The organism is Streptomyces sp. NPDC057010, from assembly GCF_042673805.1.
In the GTDB taxonomy this organism is placed as follows: domain Bacteria; phylum Actinomycetota; class Actinomycetes; order Streptomycetales; family Streptomycetaceae; genus Streptomyces.
On the sequence record NZ_JBHUSC010000014.1, the window covers coordinates 104,013 to 125,679 of the forward strand.

The window sequence follows — 21,667 nt, forward strand, 5'->3', positions numbered from 1 at the left end:
GACTCTCATCGGGCAACCGGAGCAGCATACAACGACTGCGTCCGTCCAAGAAAACTACCATGACCGCCGCAGCCCCCGCCCCGCGGTCCGGACGTCCGGGCAGTCCTTGGTTACCCTGCGGTGAACCCCGGCCCGCACAAGGAGGAACGCCCGGTGCCGTACGAGCCTGCGCCGCACACCCTCGACGCCGAAGCGGTGCGCACCTGGAGCTCGCTGGCCGTGGCCGCACTGGGCCGGGCCCGCGAGGACATCGACGCGATCAACGTCTACCCGGTGGCCGACGCGGACACCGGCACCAACCTCTGGCTCACCGCCGAGGCGGCCGACCGCGCCCTCGCCGAGGTCTTCGCGAAGCCCGCCCCCGGCATGACGGACGCCACACCGGCGGCCTCCCTGGCCCAGGCCGTACGGGCCCTCGCGCACGGCGCCCTCGTAGGGGCCCGGGGCAACTCCGGCACGATCCTGGCCCAGCTGCTGCGCGGCGTGGCCGACGTACTCGGCGAGGAGCCCGGGGAGCGCGGGCCCGGCCGGCTGCTGGCCCAGGCGCTGACCCGGGCCGCGCAGGAGGCGTACCAGGCCGTCGCGCACCCGGTGGAGGGCACCATGCTCACCGTCGCCGCCGCGGCCGCCCGGGCCGCGGAGGCGGCGCAGGAGGCCGCCGGGAGCGCCGCCGACGTGGCCCGGGCCGCCTACGAGGCGGCCCGCGGCGCCCTGGCCGAGACCCCGGGGCAGCTGGCCGCACTGGGCCGGGCCGGGGTGGTCGACGCCGGGGGCTGCGGGCTGGTCGCCGTACTCGGGGCCCTGTGGCAGGCGCTCTCCGGGGAGGAGCCGGACGCCGAGCCGGTGCCCGGCCGGGCCGTGTCCGTACCGCGCTCCCCGGACCCGTGCGAGCAGGCGGAGGACGGGCCGGCGTACGAGGTGGTGTACCTGCTGGAGGCCTCCGACGCGGCGGTCGGGGAGCTGCGCGCGCGGCTCGACGGGCTCGGCGACTCCCTGGTCGTGGTCGGCGGCGAGGGGCTGTGGAACGTCCACGTCCACGTCGACGACCCCGGCGCGGCCGTGGAGGCGGGGGTCGTGGCCGGACGGCCGTACCGGATACGCATCACGCACTTCGGCGACGAGCGGCGCCGGGCGCGCGGCGAGCGCGTCCAGCGGGCCGTCGTCGCGGTCGTCCCCGGCGAGGGGCTGGCCGGGCTGTGCGGGGAGGCGGGCGCGACGACCGTGCTCGCGCCCCCCGGAGAGGTCCCGGCCGTCTCCGCACTGGTCGACGCGATCCGGCGCGCGCACGCCCGCGAGGTGGTGCTCCTGCCCGGCGGCGCCGAACTGCGCGCGACCGCGGCCGCGGCGGCCGAACAGGCCCGCGCCGACGGCGTACGGGTGGCCGTGATCCCCACCCGGTCGGCGGTCCAGGGCCTGGCCGCGCTCGCCGTGCACGACCCGGAGGGCAGCTTCGACGAGGACGTGGTCGCCATGACGGCCGCGGCCGGCGCCACCCGCTACGGGGAGCTGGCCGTCGCCGAACGGCAGTCCTTCACCTCGGCGGGCATCTGCCAGGCGGGCGACGTGCTCGGGCTCATCGACGGGGACGTCGCAGTCATCGGCTCGGGCCTCACCGAGACCGCCGAGGCCGTCCTGGAGCGGATGCTGGGCTCCGGCGGCGAACTCGTCACCCTCGTCCTGGGCCCCGAGGTGCCGGACGCCCTCGCCGAGCGCCTGGAGGCGTACGTCCAGCACGGGCACCTGGCCGTCGACACCGTCACCTACCGGGGCGGCCGCTACTCGGCGCCGCTCCTCATCGGAGTCGAGTAGGGAAGCCGGGGTCGAAGGCCCCGCTTGTCAGCGGCATGGTGTGCAATGAACACGTGCCCGCGCTCGACGAAGACCTCAAGAAGACGCTCGGCCCCGCCACCGCCAAGGTGCTGGCCGAGCAGCTCGGCCTGCACACGGCCCTCGACCTGCTCCACCACTACCCCCGGCGGTACGCCGAGCGCGGTGAGCTGACCTCGCTGGCCGAGCTCGCCGACCAGATCGACGAGCACGTGACCGTCGTCGCGCAGGTCGCCGACGCCCGCATCCTGACCTTCAACGGGGGCCGCGGCAAACGCCTCGAAGTGACGATCACCGACGGCAGCGGCCGGCTCCAGCTCGTCTTCTTCGGCGCCGGCGTCCACAAGCCCCACAAGGAGCTGCTGCCCGGCAGCCGCGCGATGTTCGCCGGCAAGGTCTCGAAGTTCAACCACAAGCTCCAGCTCGCGCACCCCGCGTACGAGCCGCTCGGCGCCGACGCCTCCGACCAGGAGGCCGCCACCGCCTTCGCCAACCAGCTCATCCCGATCTACCCGGCCTGCGCGAAGCTGGAGTCCTGGAAGATCGCCAAATGCGTGGACGCGGTGCTGCCCAGCGCCCAGGAGGCCGTGGACCCGCTGCCGCCCGCCCTGCGCGAGGGCCGCGGGCTGGTCCCGCTCACCGAGGCCCTGCTGAAGATCCACCGGCCGGCCACCAAGGCCGACATCGAGGACGCCCGCCAACGCCTCAAGTGGGACGAGGCCTTCGTCCTCCAGGTCGCCCTGGCCCGCCGCCGCCACGCCGACTCCCAGCTCCCGGCCGTGCCCCGCCGCCCGACCCCCGGCGGCATGCTCGACGCCTTCGACGCCAAGCTCCCCTTCACGCTCACCGAGGGCCAGCGAGGCGTCTCGAAGGAGATCTTCGACGACCTGGCCACCAGCCACCCCATGCACCGCCTCCTCCAGGGCGAGGTCGGCAGCGGCAAGACGCTGGTGGCGCTGCGGGCCATGCTCGCCGTCGTCGACTCCGGCGGGCAGGCCGCGATGCTCGCGCCCACCGAGGTGCTCGCGCAGCAGCACCACCGGTCCATCACCGAGATGATGGGCGAGCTGGCCGAGGGCGGCATGCTCGGCGGCTCCGACCAGGGCACCAAGGTGGTGCTGCTGACCGGGTCGATGGGGATGCCCGCGCGGCGGCAGGCGCTGCTCGACCTGGTCACCGGGGAAGCCGGGATCGTCATCGGGACGCACGCGCTGATCGAGGACAAGGTGCAGTTCCACGACCTCGGCCTGGTCGTCGTCGACGAACAGCACCGCTTCGGCGTCGAACAGCGCGACGCGCTCCGCTCGAAGGGGAAGCAGCCGCCGCACCTGCTGGTCATGACCGCGACCCCGATCCCGCGCACCGTCGCGATGACCGTCTTCGGCGACCTGGAGACCTCCGTCCTCGACCAGCTGCCCGCCGGGCGCTCGCCGATCGCCACCCATGTGGTGCCCGCCAAGGACAAGCCGCACTTCCTCACCCGGGCCTGGGAGCGGGTCCGCGAGGAGGTGGAGAACGGCCACCAGGCGTATGTGGTCTGCCCGCGCATCGGCGACGGGGAGGACGACCCCAAGAAGAAGAAGGCCTCCGCCGAGGACGAGGCGGAGAAGCGGCCGCCGCTCGCCGTGCTGGAGATCGCCGAGCAGCTCACGCGCGGCCCGCTCGCCGGGATGGGCGTCGAGGTGCTGCACGGGCGGATGGACCCCGCCGACAAGGACGACGTCATGCGCCGCTTCGCCGCCGGCGAGGTGAAGGTGCTGGTCGCCACCACGGTCATCGAGGTCGGGGTGAACGTCCCCAACTCCACCGTCATGGTGATCATGGATGCGGACCGGTTCGGCGTCTCCCAGCTCCACCAGCTCCGCGGCCGCGTGGGCCGCGGCTCCGCGCCCGGCCTGTGCCTGCTGGTCAGCGAGATGCACGAGGCCAGCCCGGCGCGCGCCCGACTCGCCGCCGTCGCCGCCACCCTCGACGGCTTCGAACTCTCCCGGATCGATCTGGAGCAGCGCCGCGAGGGCGACGTGCTGGGCCAGGCCCAGTCCGGTGTCCGCTCCTCCCTGCGGATGCTCGCCGTCATCGAGGACGAGGAGGTCATCGCCCAGGCCCGGGAGGAGGCCACCCGCGTCGTCGCCGAGGATCCCGACCTGGAGCGGCTGCCGGGCCTGCGGACGGCCCTGGACGCCCTGCTGGACGCCGAGCGCGAGCAGTACCTGGAGAAGGGCTGAGCGGCACGACCTATCGTTGGAGTGCCGCGGCACCGCCGCGGCACCCACCGACCGCCGTACCGAAGGACCCCAGATGACCCGCGTGATCGCCGGCAGCGCCGGCGGGCGACGGCTGGCCGTGCCCCCCGGCACCGGCACCCGGCCGACCTCGGACCGGATGCGCGAAGGCCTCTTCTCCACCTGGGACTCCCTGCACGGAGTGGAAGGGGCCCGGGTCCTCGACCTCTACGCGGGCTCCGGCGCCGTCGGGCTGGAATCCCTCTCGCGCGGCGCGGCGCACACCCTGCTCGTCGAGACCGACCCCAAGGCCGCCAAGTCGATCCGCGACAACATCAAGGCGGTGGGCCTGCCCGGCGCCGAATTCCGCTCCGGCAAGGCCGAGCAGGTCATCGCCGGCGCCGCGGGCGGGGACCCGTACGACATCGTCTTCCTGGACCCCCCGTACGCCGTCGACCACGACGATCTTCGCGAGATCCTCCTCACACTCCGGTCCAATGGCTGGCTCACGGACGATGCGCTCGTCACCGTGGAGCGCAGCACCAGGAGCGGCGCCTTCCCGTGGCCCGACGGGTTCGAGCCGCTCCGGTCCCGGAAGTACGGCGAGGGCACACTTTGGTACGGTCGCGCCGCCTTCACCAGCGAAGACTCATGAACGAGGGAGCTCACGTGCGCCGCGCCGTCTGTCCGGGATCCTTCGATCCCATCACCAACGGACACCTCGACATCATCGGACGCGCCTCCAGGCTCTACGACGTCGTGCACGTCGCCGTGATGATCAACCAGTCCAAGCAGGGGCTGTTCACCGTCGAGGAGCGGATCGAGCTGATCCGCGAGGCGACGGCCGACTACGGGAACGTCGAGGTCGAGTCCTTCCACGGGCTGCTCGTCGACTTCTGCAAGCAGCGGGACATCCCGGCCATCGTCAAGGGCCTGCGCGCCGTCAGCGACTTCGACTACGAGCTCCAGATGGCCCAGATGAACATGGGCCTCTCGGGCGTCGAAACGCTGTTCGTGCCCACCAACCCCACCTACAGCTTCCTGTCCTCCTCGCTGGTCAAGGAGGTCGCGGCCTGGGGCGGAGACGTCGCCCACCTGCTCCCGGCGCACGTGCACGCGGCGCTGATCGAGCGGCTGCGCAACCGCTGACGCCCTGACGGGCCGTCAGTCGGTGTCGGGGGCCCGTCCGCTGGCCTTACAGTCGTCCCGTCCGACTCGGGAACCGCCCGAGGCCGAGAGAGTGCGAGCCCCCATGGACGTGCAGAAGAAGCTCGACGAGATCGTCGCGGCCGTCGGCGGCGCCCGGTCCATGCCCATGTCGGCCTCCTGCGTGATCAACCGCGCCGAGCTGCTCGCGCAGCTCGAAGAGGTGCGCCAGGCGCTCCCCGGCTCCCTCGCGCAGGCCCAGGAGCTCATCGGCGGCCGGGAGCAGATGGTCGAGGAGGCCCGTCGCGAGGCGGAGCGGATCATCGAGTCCGCCCACAACCAGCGCGGTTCGCTCATCTCCGACACCGAGATCGCGCGGCGCTCCCAGGCCGAGGCGGACCGGATCCTGGAGGAGGCCCGCCGGGAGGCGGAGGAGATCCGCGCCGAGGCCGACGACTACGTCGACAGCAAGCTCGCGAACTTCGAGGTCGTGCTCACCAAGACCATCGGTTCGGTGGACCGGGGCCGCGAGAAGCTGCTCGGCCGCGGGCCCGGGCTGGACGAGCACGGCTACGCGGATGCGGAGGCGCCCGAGCGCAGCCACGACCCCGAGACGCAGCGCCGGCAGGCGGACGCGTACGTGGACACCAAGCTGGCGACCTTCGAGGCGGTGCTCTCCAAGACCCTGGAGGCCGTCGGGCGCGGCCGGCAGAAGCTGCTGGGCCGGGTGCCCACGGACGACCTCGGCGCGCACATGGCCGCCCAGGACGCGGCGGGCGGGCAGCCCTCCCGTTCCGCGAGCGACGCGGACTTCCTGGCGGGCCTGGCCGAGCCGGCCGCCCCGGCGGCCGCGCAGATCCCGGCGCAGGCGGAACCCGTGTACGACATGTACTCCGGTCAGGGCGCCGACGCCGGTGCGGCTTACGCGGGCTCCTACGCCGGGCAGCAGGACGCCTACGCCTACCCGGACCCCTACACCGGGACCGACGGCGCGGGCGTGGCCTACGAGGCGCCCTACGCCGGGCAGCAGCCCGATCCATACGCCGGCTACCACCAGGCCCAGCAGCAGCCCGACCCGTACGCCGGCTACCAGGCCCAGCAGGCCCAGCAGGCGTCGCAGGCCGGGCTCGACGAGACCAGCTTCTTCGACACGAGCATGATCAATCTGGACCAGCTGCGCCAGTACGAACAGGGGCGCTAGGGCCGGATTGGGCTCAGGGCGGGGTGCCGGGTATCCTGGCTCTTCGGTCGCGCGTATGCACCGCGATCCATGCTGCCCTTAAGTGGTGGAATTTTTGATCTTCAGCGATCTCTGAAAGCAGGAACGGCCCTGAACACCCGCCTCGACCACCGCAACCCCCTCGTGTTCGACACGCACGAGCTGGGTCGGCGTCCTGGTGCCATGCAGCGGCTGTCCCGTGAGATCGCGGCGCCGGCGGACCTCGGTCTCGCCGGTGTCATCGGAGTGCCGGAAGGCGCCCCGGTGAAGCTCGACCTCCGCCTCGAGTCGGTCATGGAAGGGGTGCTTGTCACAGGCACCGCCCGTGCATCGGCCGTAGGGGAGTGCGTAAGGTGTCTGGAGGCCGTCGAGCGCGAGCTCAAGGCGGACTTCCAGGAGATGTTCTCGTACCCTGACGCCGACGACCGGGGCCGCGCAAAGGCGGAGCCGGCCGACGACGCCGAGGACGACGAGGACATGCTCTTCCTCGAGGACGGCTTGTTCGACCTCGAACCCGTGCTGCGTGACGCGGTGGTGCTCGCACTGCCGATGCAGCCGGTGTGCCGGGAGGACTGTCTCGGACTGTGCCCCGATTGCGGGCTCAGCCTGAACGACGACCCGGAGCACCACCACGACGCCGTCGACATCCGTTGGGCGGCATTGCAGGAACTCGTCGTGACCGATCAGGACGACGAGAAGGACAATATGAGCGGCACTGCATCTGACGACGTTCAGAGCGCCGCCGAGAAGCAGGAGAAGTAGCCGTGGCTGTTCCGAAGCGGAAGATGTCGCGCAGCAACACGCGCCACCGCCGGTCGCAGTGGAAGGCTGCGGTCCCCACCCTGGTTTCGTGTGAGCGTTGCCAGGAGCCGAAGCTCCAGCACATTGCGTGCCCGAGCTGCGGCACCTACAACAAGCGCCAGGTCCTCGAGGTCTGAGCGGCTGGTGAGAGGCGCAATGTCTGAGCTGTCCAACGCTGAGAAGCAGGCAGACAGTAACAACGCGGCCTCGTCCCACACGCTTCTGGAAGGGCGGCTCGGGTATCGACTCGAGTCCGCCCTTCTGGTGCGTGCTCTGACCCACCGCTCGTACGCGTACGAGAACGGCGGTCTGCCCACCAACGAGCGGCTGGAGTTCCTCGGGGACTCCGTGCTGGGGCTGGTGGTCACCGACACGCTGTACACGACCCACCCCGATCTCCCCGAGGGCCAGCTGGCCAAGCTCCGGGCCGCGGTGGTCAACTCGCGCGCACTTGCGGAGGTCGGGCGCGGCCTCGACCTCGGCTCCTTCATCCGGCTCGGCCGGGGCGAAGAGGGCACGGGCGGCCGGGACAAGGCCTCCATCCTCGCCGACACGCTCGAAGCGGTGATCGGCGCGGTCTACCTCGACCAGGGCCTCGACGCGGCCTCGGAGCTGGTCCACCGGCTCTTCGACCCGCTCATCGAGAAGTCCTCGAACCTCGGGGCCGGCCTGGACTGGAAGACCAGTCTCCAGGAGCTCACGGCGGCCGAAGGTCTTGGCGTACCGGAATACCTGGTCACGGAGACCGGCCCGGACCACGAGAAGACCTTCACCGCTGCCGCCCGCGTCGGTGGTGTCTCGTACGGCACCGGCACCGGCCGCAGCAAGAAGGAAGCGGAACAGCAGGCGGCGGAATCCGCCTGGCGCGGTATCCGTACCGCGGCGGACGAGCGGATCGCGGCAGAGGCCCTTTCCGCCGCCGCTCCGGCCGAGGACGGCGGGGCGCCGAAGCCCGCCGACCCGACGCAGGACGCCTGACCGCTTTCTTTTACAGTGACCCCGTCGCACCTCGGTGCGGCGGGGTTTTCCTGTTCGCGCCCACGTCCCGTCCCGGAGGAACACGTGCCAGAGCTGCCCGAAGTCGAAGTGGTGCGGCGGGGCCTGGAGCGCTGGGTGGCCGGGCGGACCGTCGAATCCGTCGAGGTCCTGCACCCGCGGGCCGTACGGCGCCACCCGGGCGGCGCGGCCGACTTCGCGGCTCGGCTCGGCGGGCAGACCATCGGGGTGCCGCGGCGGCGCGGGAAGTACCTGTGGCTGCCGCTGGAGGGACGCGACCTGTCCGTGCTGGGGCATCTGGGGATGAGCGGGCAGCTGCTCGTGCAGCCCGAGGACGCGCCGGACGAGAAGCACCTGCGGATCCGCGTGCGCTTCGACGACGGCACCGGGACGGAACTGCGCTTCGTGGACCAGCGGACCTTCGGCGGGCTCTCGTTGCACGAAACGGTCCCCGACAGCACGGACGGGCTGCCCGACGTCATCGCGCACATCGCGCGGGACCCCCTGGACCCGCTGTTCGACGAGGGGGCCTACCACCTCGCGCTGCGTGCCAAGCGGACCACCGTCAAGCGGGCGCTGCTGGACCAGTCGCTGATCAGCGGGGTCGGAAACATCTACGCGGACGAGGCGCTGTGGCGCGCCAGGCTGCACTACGAGCGCCCCACCGCCACGCTGACGCGCCCCCGGAGCGTGGAACTCCTCGGCCATGTCCGGGATGTCATGAACGCGGCCCTCGCCGTCGGCGGCACCAGCTTCGACAGTCTCTACGTCAACGTGAACGGCGAGTCCGGCTACTTCGACCGCTCGCTCGACGCCTACGGGCGGGAGGACGAGCCCTGCCGGCGCTGCGGTACGCCGATGCGCCGCCGCCCGTGGATGAACAGGTCGAGCTACTTCTGCCCGCGCTGTCAGCGGCCGCCGCGCGTCTCGTCGTAGGACTCCCGGGCGGTCAGCACCGCGGGCATGCTGCCCTCGAGGAAGTGGATCAGCGAGAGCAGCCGGTCCGCGACCTCGACGCCGAGCGGGGTCAGTTCGTAGTCGACGCGGGGCGGGTTGGTGGGCTGCGCCTCGCGGTTGACGATGCCGTCTCGCTCCAGCGCGTGCAGGGTCTGGGAGAGCATCTTCTCGCTCACGCCCTCGACCCGGCGGCGCAGCTCGTTGAAGCGGCACGGGCCCTCGCGCAGGGCGCCCACGGTGAGGCTGCCCCAGCGGCCGGTGACGTGCTCCAGGGTCTCCCGGGAGGGGCAGGCGCGCGCGAAGGCGTCGAAGGGAAGGTCCGGATCGGCGGCGGCCTCGGCGGCCTCGATACAGCTGGCTGATGTCTCCATGAAGAGAGCGTACCCCCGTGCAGCGCTAACCATGGGGTTGCGCTTTCCAAAAGTTAGTGCTTTTCTTCTCTGGTCGCCCCACGTCCCGTGGCGCGGCGGGATCCACCCGAGGAGAGCCACCGATGTCCGGTACCACGCACACCCCCGTCGTCTCGATCGCCTACCACTCCGGCTACGGCCACACCGCCGTCATCGCCGAGGCCGTTCGGACCGGCGCCGCCGAGGCCGGTGCCACCGTCCACCTGATCAAGGTCGACGAGATCGACGACGCGCAGTGGGAGCTGCTCGACGGCTCCGACGCCATCGTCTTCGGCTCCCCGACCTACATGGGCACCGCCTCCGGCGCCTTCCACGTCTTCGCCGAGGCCACCTCGAAGCGCTGGTTCGGCGACGCCTGGCAGGACAAGGTCGCCGCGGGCTTCACCAACTCCGCCTCCAAGAGCGGCGACAAGCTGAACACCCTGCAGTACTTCCAGATGCTGGCCTCGCAGCACGGCATGAGCTGGGTCAACCTGGGCCTGAAGCCGGGCTGGAACTCCAGCACCGCCTCGGAGAACGACCTCAACCGCCTCGGCTTCTCCTCCGGCGCGGCCGCCCAGTCCAACGCCGACGAGGGCGCGGACGCGGTGCACAAGGCCGACATCGCGACCGCCGAGCACCTCGGCCGCCGCGTGGCCGAGCACACCCGTGTCGTCGTCGCGGGCCGCGCCGCCCTGGCCGCGCTCTAGTGGCGCACTAGAAGCCGAAGTCCTGCGTCCACCAGGGGCCGCCGGCGGCGAAGTAGGCGCCGACGCCCAGGGTGCGGTACTCGCAGTTCAGGATGTTCGCCTTGTGGCCCGGGCTGTTCATCCAGGCCTTCATCACGGCCGCCGCGTCACCCTGGCCGCGGGCGATGTTCTCGCCGCCCAGGCCCGAGATGCCGGCCTTGGTGGCGCGGTCCCACGGGGTGTTCCCGTCGGGATCGGTGTGGTCGAAGAAGCCGCGGACGGCCATGTCCTTGCTGAAGGCCCCGGCCAGCGCGGCCAGCGGCGGGTTCGCCCGGACCGGGCCGCACCCGGCCTGGGCGCGCTCCTGGTTCACCAGGGCCACCACGGCGGCCTCCTCGGCGGAGTGCCCGTCGGCGTTGACCGGCGGGACCGGCACCGGAACCGGTGCCGGAGCCTTGGTCGCCGGCTTCGGGGGCACGGGAGCCGGTGCCGCCTTCTGCGGGGCCTTGGTGGACGGCGCGGCCGAAGGGGAGGCGCTCCGCGAGGCCGAGGCGGACGGGCTCGGCGAGGCGGACGGGCTCGGCGAGGCCGACGGGGAGGGGGACCCCGACGGACTGGGCGAGGACCCGGGGGTGGCGGAGGGGTGGCCGTGCAGGCTGGCCAGCCCGCCCTGCTGCTGCACCGTGTTGTCGGGGCTCGCCGAGGGCTCCGCCTTCGCCTGCGCACCGCCCGGGGAAGCCTTGGCGTCGACCCCCACATAGGGGAAGGAGTGGCCGACAGGCACCATGCCGGTGGTGACCGCCGCCGTGCCGAGGGCCACGGCCACCGAGACGCCCAGCAGGCCGTTGCGCACGGCGGTGCCGCGCTTGCCGTCGCGGCGCGGCGCGGCGGGGAGTCGGTGGCGTCCCATCGGCGTCACGCCTTCCTTACCAGATCAAGATCGTCCTTAACTCACCCAAATGGGTGAGTTCATTGGTGCGCGACTGTACGCCATGGGGCCAGGGGGGCGATGTGTCCGGAAAGTGTTTGCCCGGTTAGCGTTCACGCATGAATGAAGATGTCCGCATGACCGCCTGGGTGCGCGGCCGTGTACAGGGAGTGGGCTTCCGCTGGTTCACCAGGGAGAACGCACTGGAGATCGGCGGAGTGGTCGGCTTCGCACTCAATCTCGACGACGGTCGAGTACAGGTGGTGGCGGAAGGTCAACGTGAGAATTGCCACCGGCTGCTGGATTGGCTGCGGTCGGCCGACACGCCCGGCCGGGTGGACGGGGTGACAGAGATCTGGGGCACACCGCGCGGTGGCTACGACGGCTTCGGGATGCGCTGAGCGATCGGCCGATCATGTACTGATCACACCTCCGGAGCGGCCGCACCCGGTCGGATCTGCGCATTCTCCGCCGACGCGTTGCCGTCGCGGCCGATCCGTGGAAGGCTCGGAGAAGAGGATGATCTCCACGCCCCGCGCAGGGGCCGGGCCGCCCGCCGATACGGGGCGTGATCGTGTTGACCGTCAAACTTTTTGGTGAGACGCTGGAAGCCCCGCGCACCTGAGCTGTTTGGCAGTGTTGATAGTAGTAGCGCAGTGACCCTCAGTCGCTGCCGGACATCCGCGGGTGCGATTCCCTCACGACCCACACCGCTTCGGTCGGTCACTCAGTGTGGAGGACCATCCATCATGGCAAAGGCGCTTCTCGGTTACGTCGGCGGTTCCGATCCGCGACTCCTCGCCGAGATGCGACGGCTTCAGCAGCGCGTCCAGGACCTCGAGTCCGAGCTCGTACGGATTCAGTCCGAAAATGACGCGCTGAACGCGGCCGCCGCTCAGCACGACGGAGACTCGCTGCTGGACAGCATCGATATCGACGTACCCCAGGCGGAGCCTGCGCTCACCTGATCCCATAACGTCGCTCGACTCCAGCCCCGCATGATCTGCAAGGGACGCTCCGGCGTCCCTTCTTTCTTTGGCCGCCGATTCCTTTAACGTCTGTCGTGCCCTGCGGCTTCATGGGCGAAACCGAACGTGAAAGGTAGAGTCCGGCGGCGTGCACCTCAAGTCCCTGACCCTGCGCGGCTTCAAATCCTTTGCTTCCGCCACCACACTGCGCTTCGAACCCGGCATCACCTGTGTGGTGGGTCCGAACGGCTCCGGCAAGTCCAACGTGGTGGACGCGCTGTCCTGGGTCATGGGCGAACAAGGGGCCAAATCCCTGCGCGGCGGGAAGATGGAGGACGTCATCTTCGCGGGCACGACGGGACGTCCGCCGCTCGGCCGCGCCGAGGTTTCGCTGACGATCGACAACTCGGACGGCGCACTGCCCATCGACTACGCCGAAGTCACCATCACCCGGATCATGTTCCGCGGCGGCAGCAGCGAATACCAGATCAACGGGGACACCTGCCGGCTGCTCGACATCCAGGAGCTGCTCTCCGACTCCGGCATCGGCCGCGAGATGCACGTCATCGTCGGACAGGGCCAGCTGGACTCCGTCCTGCACGCCGACCCCATGGGGCGCCGCGCCTTCATCGAGGAGGCGGCGGGCGTACTGAAGCACCGCAAGCGCAAGGAGAAGGCGCTGCGGAAGCTGGACGCGATGCAGGCCAACCTGGCGCGCGTACAGGACCTCAACGAAGAGCTGCGCAGGCAGCTGAAGCCGCTGGGACGGCAGGCGGCCGTGGCCCGGCGGGCGGCCGTGATCCAGGCGGACCTCCGGGACGCGCGGCTGCGGCTGCTCGCCGACGACCTCGTCACGCTGCGGCGGGCGCTCGACGCGGAGATCGCGGACGAGGCCGCGCTGAAGGAGCGCAAGGAGGCCGCCGAGGCACAGCTCGCGGGCGCGCTGCGGCGCGAGGCGGAACTGGAGCAGGCGGTCCGGGAGCTCGCGCCACGGCTCCAGCGGGCCCAGCAGACCTGGTACGAACTCTCGCAACTCGCCGAACGGGTACGGGGGACCGCGTCCCTGGCGGACGCGCGGGTCAAGAGCGCCACGGCTCCCGTGGAGGAGGAACGGCGCGGCCGCGACCCGGAGGACATGGAGCGGGAGGCCGCGCGGATCCGCGAGCAGGAAGCGGAACTGACGGCGGCTCTGGAGGCCGCCTCGCGCGCGCTGGACGACACGGCCGCGCACCGGGCGGAGCTGGAGCGGGCGCTGGCCGAGGAGGAGAGGCGGCTGCGGGACGCGGCGCGGGCCATCGCCGACCGGCGCGAGGGGCTGGCCCGGCTGACGGGGCGGCTCGGCGCGGCCCGGTCGCGGGCGGGCGCCGCGCAGGCCGAGATCGAGCGGCTGGTCGCGGCGCGCGACGAGGCGCAATCCCGGGCGGTGGCGGCGCAGGAGGAGTACGAGGCGCTGGCCGAGGAGGTCGGCGGCCTCGACGACCCCTCCGCGGACGCGGACCACGAGGCGGCGCGGGCGGCGCTGGCCGCGGCGGAGGCCGGGCTGTCCGCGGCGCGGGACGGCCTCACCGCGGCGGAGCGGTCCCGGGCGGCGGTCTCGGCGCGCCGGGACGCGCTCGCGCTCGGGCTGCGGCGCAAGGACGGTACGGGGGCGCTGCTCGCGGCGCGCGAACGGCTGGCCGGGCTGCTGGGGCCGGCGGCGGAGCGGGTGTCGGTGGCACCGGGGTACGAGGTGGCGGTGGCCGCCGCGCTCGGCTCGGCGGCGGACGCGCTGGCGGTGTCGTCCCCGGCCGCGGCCGCGGCGGCGCTCCGCCACCTGCGCACCGCCGACGCGGGCCGCGCCACCCTCCTGATCACCTCTTCCCTCCCGGGCCGGGCCGCGGATGGTGCGGGACCGGACGCGGTGCCGGGTCAGGCGTCGGGCACGGTCCCCGCCCCGACGGCCCCCGCCCTCCCGGGCCAGGCTCCGGCCCCGTCCGGGCCGGCTTCGGCCGGAGCCGGAGGAGTTCCCCACCCCGCCCCTTCCCGGGACCGGGCCCTGACCGGTGCCGCGCCTCACACCCCGGCGGCACTGTCGGCCCCGCCGGCGATCGAGGCGCGGGGGCTGGGGCGCGGCCCCGGCAGCGGCTTGGCCGTCGCGGGGCTGGTGCAGGGGGACGCCGAGGTGGGGCGGGCGCTCGCGTGGGTGTTGCGGGACCACGTCGTGGTGGGCACGCTCGAGGAGGCCGAGGGGCTGATCGCGGCGCGGCCCGAGGCCGTGGCCGTGACCATGGAGGGGGACGTGCTCGGCGCGCACCTCGCGCACGGCGGTTCCGCGGGGGTGCCCAGCCTGATCGAGGTGCAGGCCGCTGTGGACGAGGCCACCGCGGAGCTGGCCCGGCTGGACGAGCAATGCACCGAGCTCGCCGGCGCCCAGGGCGCCGCACAGGCACGGCGGCAGGACGCCGCGGCCCGGGTAGAGGAGACGGCCCAGCGCCGCCGGGCGGCCGAGCAGGCCCGGGCCGGGGTCGCGCAGCAGCTCGGGCGGCTCGCCGGGCAGGCGAAGGGGGCCGCCGGCGAAGCCGAGCGCAGTGCCTCCGCCGCGGCCAGGGCCCAGGACTCGCTCGACCAGGCGCTGGCCGACGTGGAGGAATGCGCGGAACGCCTGGCCACGGCCGAGGAGAATGACCCCGTCGGGAGTGGCGAGGACGAGCCCGACACCGCGGTGCGGGACCGGCTCGCCGCCGACGGGGCCAACGCCCGGCAGACCGAGATGGAGGCCCGGCTCCAGCTCCGGACCCATGAGGAGCGGGTCAAGGGCCTGGCCGGACGAGCCGATTCACTCGATCGGGGGGCCCGGGCGGAACGCGAGGCCCGCGCCCGCGCCGAACGCCGCCGGGCCCGGCTGCGGCACGAGGCCGAGGTGGCCGGGGCCGTCGCCGACGGCGCCCGCCAGCTCCTCGCGCACGTGGAGGTCTCCCTCCTGCGCGCCGACGAGGAGCGTGCGTCGGCCGAGTACGCCAAGGGGCTGCGCGAGCGCGAGCTCGGCGACGCCCGCAACAGTGGCCGGGACCTGAAGGGCGAGCTGGACAAGCTCACCGACTCCGTGCACCGCGGCGAGGTGCTCGGCGCCGAGAAGCGGCTGCGCATCGAGGCGGTGCAGGACAAGGCGCTGGAGGACTTCGGCATGGAGGCCGCCGCGCTCGTCTCCGAGTACGGCCCCGACCAGCCGGTGCCGCCCTCCCCGCCCGCCGAGGGCGAGGAGCTGCCCGAGGATCCGGAACACCCCCGGAACCGGCCGGGCCCCTTCGTCCGCGCCCAGCAGGAGAAGCGGCTCAAGGCCGCCGAGCGCGCCTACCAGCAGCTCGGCAAGGTCAACCCGCTCGCCCTGGAGGAGTTCGCCGCCCTGGAGGAGCGCCACCAGTTCCTCAGCGAGCAGCTGGAGGACCTGCGCAAGACCCGCGCCGACCTCCTTCAGGTCGTGAAGGAGGTCGACGAGCGCGTCGAGCAGGTGTTCACCGAGGCCTACCGGGACACGGCCCGGGAGTTCGAGGGGGTGTTCTCGCGCCTCTTCCCCGGCGGCGAGGGCCGGCTGATCCTCACCGATCCCGACAACATGCTGACCACCGGGGTGGACGTCGAGGCCCGCCCGCCGGGCAAGAAGGTCAAGCGGCTGTCGCTGCTGTCCGGCGGCGAGCGGTCGCTGACCGCCGTGGCCCTCCTGGTGTCCATCTTCAAGGCGCGGCCCAGCCCGTTCTACGTGATGGACGAGGTGGAGGCCGCGCTGGACGACACCAACCTGCAGCGGCTGATCCGGATCATGGAGGAGCTCCAGGAGAGCTCGCAGCTGATCGTCATCACGCACCAGAAGCGGACGATGGAGGTCGCGGACGCGCTCTACGGCGTCTCGATGCAGGGCGACGGGGTCTCCAAGGTCATCAGCCAGCGGCTCCGCTGAAGCCCTGTCACTTCAAGAACTAAACACAAAGCTCCCACTCACCCGTTTACGTGAAGTTCACCGGCCCTATTGACTTCAGGAAATGAACGCATAGGCTCGCTCCGCTGTCTCCCGCCTCCGGGTGGTGCCCGATCTTGACCTGTGCGCCACTAAGAGGACGGACAAAACCCCCACGGAGCACACCTTGACCAGCAGCACAGCGCAGCAATCGGCGGCAGGCGGCGGCGGACGCGCCGCGCACCCGGACCACCTCGGCCACGTCATCTTCATCACCGCGGCCGCGGCCATGGGCGGCTTCCTCTTCGGCTACGACAGCTCCGTCATCAACGGCGCCGTCGTCGCGATCCGCGACCGGTTCGACGTCGGCTCCGAAGCCCTCGCCCAGGTGATCGCCGCCGCGCTGATCGGCTGTGCGCTCGGTGCCGCCACCGCGGGCCGCATCGCCGACCGGATCGGCCGCATCCGCTGCATGCAGATCGCCGCCGTCCTCTTCACGGCGAGCGCCATCGGTTCGGCCCTCCCCTTCGCCCTCTGGGACCTCGCCGTCTGGCGCGTGATCGGCGGCTTCGGCATCGGCATGGCCTCCGTCATCGGCCCCGCCTACATCGCCGAGGTGTCCCCGCCCGCCTACCGCGGCCGGCTCGCCTCCTTCCAGCAGGCCGCCATCGTCATCGGCATCGCCATCTCCCAGCTCGTCAACTGGGGCATCCTGAACCTCGCCGACGGCGACCAGCGCGGCGTGATCGGCGGCCTCGAGGCCTGGCAGTGGATGCTCGGCGTCATGGTCGTCCCGGCCGTGCTCTACGGGCTGATGTCCTTCGTCATCCCGGAGTCCCCGCGCTTCCTGATCTCCGTGAACCGCACCGAGCAGGCCAAGCAGGTGCTGCGCGAGGTCGAGGGCTCGCAGGTCGACCTGGACGCACGCGTCCTCGAGATCGAGCGCGCCATGCGCTCCGAGCACAAGTCCACCTTCCGGGACCTGCTCGGCGGCCGCTTCGGCCTGCTGCCCATCGTATGGATCGGCATCGGCCTCTCCGTCTTCCAGCAGCTCGTCGGCATCAACGTGATCTTCTACTACAGCTCCTCGCTGTGGCAGTCCGTCGGCATCGACCCGACCAGCTCCTTCCTCTACTCCTTCACCACGTCGATCATCAACATCATCGGCACGGTGATCGCGATGATCTTCGTCGACCGGATCGGCCGCAAGCCGCTCGCCCTCATCGGCTCCGCGGGCATGGCGCTCTCCCTCGGCCTCGCCGCGTGGGCGTTCTCCTACAAGTCCGAGGTCGCCGGCGAGATCTCCATGCCCGAGACCCAGGGCACGGTCGCGCTGGTCGCCGCGCACTCCTTCGTGCTCTTCTTCGCCCTGTCCTGGGGCGTGGTGGTCTGGGTGCTGCTCGGCGAGATGTTCCCCAACCGAATCCGGGCCGCGGCCCTCGGAGTCGCCGCCGCGGCCCAGTGGGTCGCCAACTGGGTCATCACCGTCTCGTTCCCGACGCTCTCGGACTGGAGCCTGTCCGGCGCGTACGTCATCTACACGGCCTTCGCCCTGCTCTCGATCCCGTTCATCCTCAAGTGGGTGCCGGAGACCAAGGGCAAGGCGCTGGAGGAGATGGGGTAACCATCCCCGCCACCACCCCTTCTCCTCGATACTGCCCCGGCTCAGTCCTTGAGCCGGGGCAGTACCTGTTCGCACAGCAGGTGCAGGCTGCGCCAGCCCTCGTCCAGGGGCATCCCGCCGCACAGCGGGTGCAGCACCAGGTTCCCCGCCTCGCCGGCCTCCCGGGCGTAGGCGACCGCCTCGTCCGGGGTGAGGATCCGGTAGACGCCCTCCGCGCGCAGCTCCGCCACCGAGCGCGCGGAGGACCGTACGGCGCTTCGGATGTCCTTGGACTGCCAGGAGGCGTACATGCCCGCCTCGTGCAGGAACCGCTCGCCGTACTCGGCCCAGGTCCGGTCCGGGTCCTCGGCGATGTGCAGCAGCGGGGTCTGCGCCGCGGGCATCATGCAGAACCCCTCCGTGCCGTACTCCGCGAGCTTCGCCTGGTAGTACGCCTCCAGCTCCGGCAGGTGCGCACTGGGGAAGAACGGCAGCCCGAGCCGGGCCGCGCGGCGGGCCGCGGCCTCGGAGCTGCCGCCGACCAGGAGCATCGGGTGCGGCTGCGTGAAGGGCCGCGGGGTGACCCGTACGGTCCGGCCCCGGTACTCGAAGGGCTCGCCGGTCCACGCCTTCAGCAGGGTCTCCAGCAGCTCGTCCTGAAGGCGGCCGCGCCGGCCCCACTCCACACCGTGCTGCTCGTACTCCTCGGGCCGGTAGCCGATGCCCGCGACCGTGACCAGGCGTCCGCCGCTCAGCAGGTCGAGGACGGCGATGTCCTCGGCCACCTTCAGCGGGTCGTACAGCGGGCCGATGATCGCCGAGACGGTGACGGCGATCCGCCGGGTGGCCCCGAAGACGGCCCCCGCGAAGGCGAAGGGGGAGGGCAGCCAGTTGTTGCCGGTGCCGTGGTGCTCCTCGGTCTGGACGGTGTCGATCCCGCGGTCGTCCGCGTACCGGGCCATCTCCAGCGCCGCCTTGTAGCGCGCGGAGAGGGACTCGGGGGTGCCGTTCGGGTCGACGAGATTGAACCGGGCCACGGTGATGGGCATGGAGGAGTCCCCCTTCGCCGGATGTGGGTGGGCGGGCGAAGGGGGACGTTAGCTGACGCAGCGTCAGTTGGACAGGGATCCGGCGAGCTCGCGCTCCCCGGCGGCCGCGGCCGGCTCCGCCGGCGCCGTGCGCGGCAGTACGGCGTACAGCACCGCCGAGGTGAGGATGCCCGCCGCCCAGCCCAGGCCGTTCTCCCCGATCCAGGTGGAGGCGAGCGGTCCGCTGAACCAGTCCACCTTCGTGAACAGCAGGCCCACGACGAGGGCGAGGCCCCACGCGGTCATCGCCTGCCAGGCGAAACCGCCCCGGTACCAGTAGGCGCTGGTCCGCGCGGTGTCCAGCAGCGCGGGGCCGTCGTACGTCCTGCCGCGCGCCATGTCCACGCCGAAGACGCCGATCCAGGCGGAGAAGGCCACGGCCAGCAGCGTCAGGAAGGAGATGAAGGAGCCGAAGAAGCTGGTCGCGACCACCATCAGCAGGAAGCCGAAGACCAGGCTGATGACGGCGTTGACGCTGACCGCCCAGGCGCGCGGGACCTTGATGCCGAGGGTCTGCGCGGTGAAGCCGGCGGAGTACATGGACATCGAGTTGATCAGCAGCATCCCGACGAGCGCGATGAGCAGGTACGGGACCGCGATCCAGGTCGGCAGCAGCTCGCCGATGAAGGAGACCGGGTCCTGGGCGGTGGCCAGGTCGGGAGTGCCGACGGCCATGACCGCGCCCATCAGGACCATGGGGAGGACGACCACGCCGGCGCCGCCGATCGTCGCGCCCACCATGCCCTTGGAGGAGGCGGTGCGGGGCAGGTAGCGGGTGAAGTCGGGGCCGGAGGGCACCCAGCTGATGCCGCCCGCCGCGATGGTGCCGATGCCCGCGATCATCATCGCCGTGGAGCCGGCCGGCTTGCCGAAGACGGCCGACCAGTCGGTGGTGAAGACCAGGTAGCCGAGGACCAGCACGCTGAAGGCGCCGAAGAGGTACGTGGACCACTTCGAGCAGACGCGCAGCGCGTTGATGCCGAGGCCCGAGACCACGAAGGTGCAGCCCACGAAGAACAGCAGGGTGACGACGATGAGCGGGGTGTTGCTCTTCACGCCGAAGAGCAGGTCGAGCACGGTCAGGACCGCGTAGGCGCCACTGACCGCGTTGATGGTCTCCCAGCCCCAGCGGGCCACCCAGATCAGCGCGCCCGGGAAGAGGTTGCCGCGCTGCCCGAACACGGCCCGCGAAAGGGCCATGCCGGGCGCGCCGCCGCGCTTGCCGGCGATCGAGATCAGGCCGACGATCCCGTACGAGACGACGGGCGCGGCGACCGCGACGACGAGCACCTGCCAGATGTTGAGCCTGTTGAAGATCACCAGGCCGGCGCCCATGGTCAGCAGCAGCACGCTGATGTTGGCGGCGACCCAGGTGGGGACGAGCTCGCGGACCCGGCCGGTGCGCTCGCTGTCCGGGACGGGCTCCAGGCCGCGGGTCTCGACCGCGGTCTCCGGGGTGCTGTCGGCGGGCTCGGCAGACATGCAGTACTCCGTGGGGGAGGGTGAGGGGGAAGCTGCCCATCATCGTAGATTTGACGCTAAAACGACAAATAGAGGCTTCCGTCCCGGTCTGAATTCCAGGGTCCGAGCTCTGGGCCGCCCGTGGCCGATACTGGTCTGGTTATGGACATCCTCATCCTTGCTGTAGTCATCGCCCTGGTCGCGGTCGGCGCGATCAGCGGGCTCGTGGTCAGCAGCCGCAAGAAGAAGCAGCTGCCGCCCCCGGCGCCGCCGACGCCGACCATCACTGCCCCGCCTGCCGAACCGCAGGTGGGGGAGGACGCCGTAGAGACGGCGGAAGAGCCGCGCCGCACGATCGAGGAGGTGGCGCTCCCGGAGGCGGAGGCCGAGGCTCCGGTCGAGGCGCCCGTCGAAGAGGCGGTCCCGGCCGCCCCCGCGATCGAGGTGCCCGAGCCCACGGCCGGCCGCCTGGTCCGGCTGCGCGCCCGCCTCGCCCGGTCGCAGAACTCCCTCGGCAAGGGGCTGCTCACGCTGCTCTCCCGGGAGCACCTCGACGAGGACACCTGGGAGGAGATCGAGGAGACCCTCCTCGTCGCCGACGTCGGCGTCGTCCCGACCCAGGAGCTGGTGGACCGGCTGCGCGAGCGGGTCAAGGTGCTCGGCACCCGCACCCCGGCGGATCTGCGCACCCTCCTGAAGGAGGAGCTGCTGACCCTGGTCGGCACCGACTTCGACCGCGCCGTGAAGACCGAGAGCGGCGAGGACACCCCGGGCGTGGTCATGGTCGTCGGGGTCAACGGCACCGGCAAGACCACCACCACCGGCAAGCTGGCCCGCGTGCTCGTCGCCGACGGCCGCAGCGTGGTGCTCGGCGCGGCCGACACCTTCCGCGCCGCCGCCGCCGACCAGCTGCAGACCTGGGGCGAGCGCGTCGGCGCCCGCACCGTCCGCGGCCCCGAGGGCGGCGACCCCGCCTCGATCGCCTACGACGCGGTCAAGGAGGGCATCGCCGAGGGCGCCGACGTGGTGCTCATCGACACGGCCGGCCGCCTGCACACCAAGACCGGCCTCATGGACGAGCTCGGCAAGGTCAAGCGCGTCGTGGAGAAGCACGGCCCCCTCGACGAGATCCTGCTGGTCCTGGACGCCACCACCGGGCAGAACGGCCTGACCCAGGCCCGCGTCTTCGCGGAGGTCGTGGACATCACCGGCATCGTGCTGACCAAGCTCGACGGCACCGCCAAGGGCGGCATCGTCGTCGCCGTCCAGCGCGAGCTGGGCGTCCCGGTCAAGCTCGTCGGCCTCGGTGAGGGCCCGGACGACCTGGCGCCCTTCGAGCCCGAGGCGTTCGTGGACGCCCTGATCGGCGACTGAGCGCCGGCTGTCGTACGTATGCCAGTGCCCCCGCGTTCCGGCCGGAACGCGGGGGCACTGGCATACGT

Annotated in this window: 19 protein-coding genes; 15 read left to right on the plus strand and 4 right to left on the minus strand. The window is 71.9% G+C overall.

Annotation, left to right across the window (positions count from 1 at the left end; translation table 11 throughout):
* Window positions 1-153 precede the first annotated feature (153 nt).
* The 9 genes from ACFTXQ_RS15920 to mutM all read left to right on the plus strand — a co-directional run bounded on the left by ACFTXQ_RS15920 (window position 154) and on the right by mutM (window position 9,147).
* Complete coding sequence (locus tag ACFTXQ_RS15920) at window positions 154-1,809, plus strand: DAK2 domain-containing protein (protein ID WP_382640969.1); 1,656 nt, start codon at window positions 154-156, stop codon at window positions 1,807-1,809.
* Between the two features lie 35 nt (window positions 1,810-1,844).
* On the plus strand, window positions 1,845-4,052 hold the full coding sequence (gene recG / locus ACFTXQ_RS15925) for an ATP-dependent DNA helicase RecG (protein WP_382640972.1): 2,208 nt from the start codon (window positions 1,845-1,847) through the stop codon (window positions 4,050-4,052).
* A gap of 73 nt (window positions 4,053-4,125) precedes the next feature.
* Window positions 4,126-4,704 (plus strand): 16S rRNA (guanine(966)-N(2))-methyltransferase RsmD, encoded by a 579-nt coding sequence (rsmD, locus tag ACFTXQ_RS15930; RefSeq protein ID WP_382640975.1) that lies wholly within the window; start codon window positions 4,126-4,128, stop codon window positions 4,702-4,704.
* A gap of 14 nt (window positions 4,705-4,718) precedes the next feature.
* On the plus strand, window positions 4,719-5,198 hold the full coding sequence (gene coaD / locus ACFTXQ_RS15935) for a pantetheine-phosphate adenylyltransferase (RefSeq protein ID WP_382641023.1): 480 nt from the start codon (window positions 4,719-4,721) through the stop codon (window positions 5,196-5,198).
* 103 nt (window positions 5,199-5,301) lie between these two features.
* Entirely contained in the window at window positions 5,302-6,396 is a 1,095-nt protein-coding gene (locus tag ACFTXQ_RS15940; RefSeq protein WP_382640978.1) for a cell division initiation protein, read from the plus strand.
* A gap of 69 nt (window positions 6,397-6,465) precedes the next feature.
* The gene (locus ACFTXQ_RS15945; RefSeq protein WP_382640980.1) at window positions 6,466-7,176 is read left to right on the plus strand and encodes a YceD family protein; all 711 of its coding nucleotides are present in this window, start codon (window positions 6,466-6,468) and stop codon (window positions 7,174-7,176) included.
* Window positions 7,177-7,178: 2 nt separating this feature from the next.
* A complete protein-coding gene (rpmF, locus tag ACFTXQ_RS15950; RefSeq protein ID WP_003965982.1) occupies window positions 7,179-7,352 on the plus strand; it encodes a 50S ribosomal protein L32 in 174 nt (57 codons plus the stop codon).
* A 19-nt stretch (window positions 7,353-7,371) separates the two neighbouring features.
* Window positions 7,372-8,193 carry a ribonuclease III gene (rnc, locus tag ACFTXQ_RS15955; protein WP_382640983.1) on the plus strand — a complete coding sequence of 274 codons (822 nt, stop codon included), beginning with the start codon at window positions 7,372-7,374 and terminating at the stop codon, window positions 8,191-8,193.
* A gap of 84 nt (window positions 8,194-8,277) precedes the next feature.
* Window positions 8,278-9,147, plus strand: coding sequence for a bifunctional DNA-formamidopyrimidine glycosylase/DNA-(apurinic or apyrimidinic site) lyase (mutM, locus tag ACFTXQ_RS15960; RefSeq protein ID WP_382640986.1), 870 nt, complete (start codon window positions 8,278-8,280; stop codon window positions 9,145-9,147).
* On the opposite strand, the gene ACFTXQ_RS15965 is transcribed toward mutM, so the two are convergent.
* Entirely contained in the window at window positions 9,120-9,539 is a 420-nt protein-coding gene (locus tag ACFTXQ_RS15965; protein ID WP_382640988.1) for a winged helix-turn-helix transcriptional regulator, read from the minus strand. The genes mutM and ACFTXQ_RS15965 overlap by 28 nt on opposite strands.
* Window positions 9,540-9,661: 122 nt before the next feature.
* Here ACFTXQ_RS15965 and ACFTXQ_RS15970 point away from each other — a divergent pair, with 122 nt between their 5' ends.
* Window positions 9,662-10,267 (plus strand): flavodoxin family protein, encoded by a 606-nt coding sequence (locus ACFTXQ_RS15970; RefSeq protein ID WP_382640991.1) that lies wholly within the window; start codon window positions 9,662-9,664, stop codon window positions 10,265-10,267.
* Between the two features lie 7 nt (window positions 10,268-10,274).
* On the opposite strand, the gene ACFTXQ_RS15975 is transcribed toward ACFTXQ_RS15970, so the two are convergent.
* The gene (locus ACFTXQ_RS15975) at window positions 10,275-11,156 is read right to left on the minus strand and encodes a CAP domain-containing protein (RefSeq protein WP_382640994.1); all 882 of its coding nucleotides are present in this window, start codon (window positions 11,154-11,156) and stop codon (window positions 10,275-10,277) included.
* A 137-nt stretch (window positions 11,157-11,293) separates the two neighbouring features.
* Between ACFTXQ_RS15975 and ACFTXQ_RS15980 the strand changes: the two genes are divergently transcribed.
* The 4 genes from ACFTXQ_RS15980 (at window position 11,294) to ACFTXQ_RS15995 (ending at window position 17,697) form a co-directional block, all read left to right on the plus strand.
* A complete protein-coding gene (locus ACFTXQ_RS15980; RefSeq protein WP_360874886.1) occupies window positions 11,294-11,575 on the plus strand; it encodes an acylphosphatase in 282 nt (93 codons plus the stop codon).
* A 348-nt stretch (window positions 11,576-11,923) separates the two neighbouring features.
* Window positions 11,924-12,142, plus strand: coding sequence for a hypothetical protein (locus ACFTXQ_RS15985; protein ID WP_030032603.1), 219 nt, complete (start codon window positions 11,924-11,926; stop codon window positions 12,140-12,142).
* Window positions 12,143-12,290: 148 nt separating this feature from the next.
* Window positions 12,291-16,076: an AAA family ATPase gene (locus ACFTXQ_RS15990; protein ID WP_382640997.1), complete on the plus strand. Its 3,786-nt coding sequence runs from the start codon at window positions 12,291-12,293 to the stop codon at window positions 16,074-16,076.
* A gap of 184 nt (window positions 16,077-16,260) precedes the next feature.
* Entirely contained in the window at window positions 16,261-17,697 is a 1,437-nt protein-coding gene (locus ACFTXQ_RS15995) for a sugar porter family MFS transporter (protein WP_382641000.1), read from the plus strand.
* Window positions 17,698-17,738: 41 nt separating this feature from the next.
* On the opposite strand, the gene ACFTXQ_RS16000 is transcribed toward ACFTXQ_RS15995, so the two are convergent.
* A complete protein-coding gene (locus ACFTXQ_RS16000; RefSeq protein ID WP_382641003.1) occupies window positions 17,739-18,725 on the minus strand; it encodes an LLM class flavin-dependent oxidoreductase in 987 nt (328 codons plus the stop codon).
* Window positions 18,726-18,788: 63 nt separating this feature from the next.
* Complete coding sequence (locus tag ACFTXQ_RS16005; protein WP_382641006.1) at window positions 18,789-20,246, minus strand: cytosine permease; 1,458 nt, start codon at window positions 20,244-20,246, stop codon at window positions 18,789-18,791.
* Between the two features lie 141 nt (window positions 20,247-20,387).
* Between ACFTXQ_RS16005 and ftsY the strand changes: the two genes are divergently transcribed.
* Window positions 20,388-21,599 (plus strand): signal recognition particle-docking protein FtsY, encoded by a 1,212-nt coding sequence (gene ftsY / locus ACFTXQ_RS16010; RefSeq protein ID WP_382641009.1) that lies wholly within the window; start codon window positions 20,388-20,390, stop codon window positions 21,597-21,599.
* Window positions 21,600-21,667 lie beyond the last annotated feature (68 nt).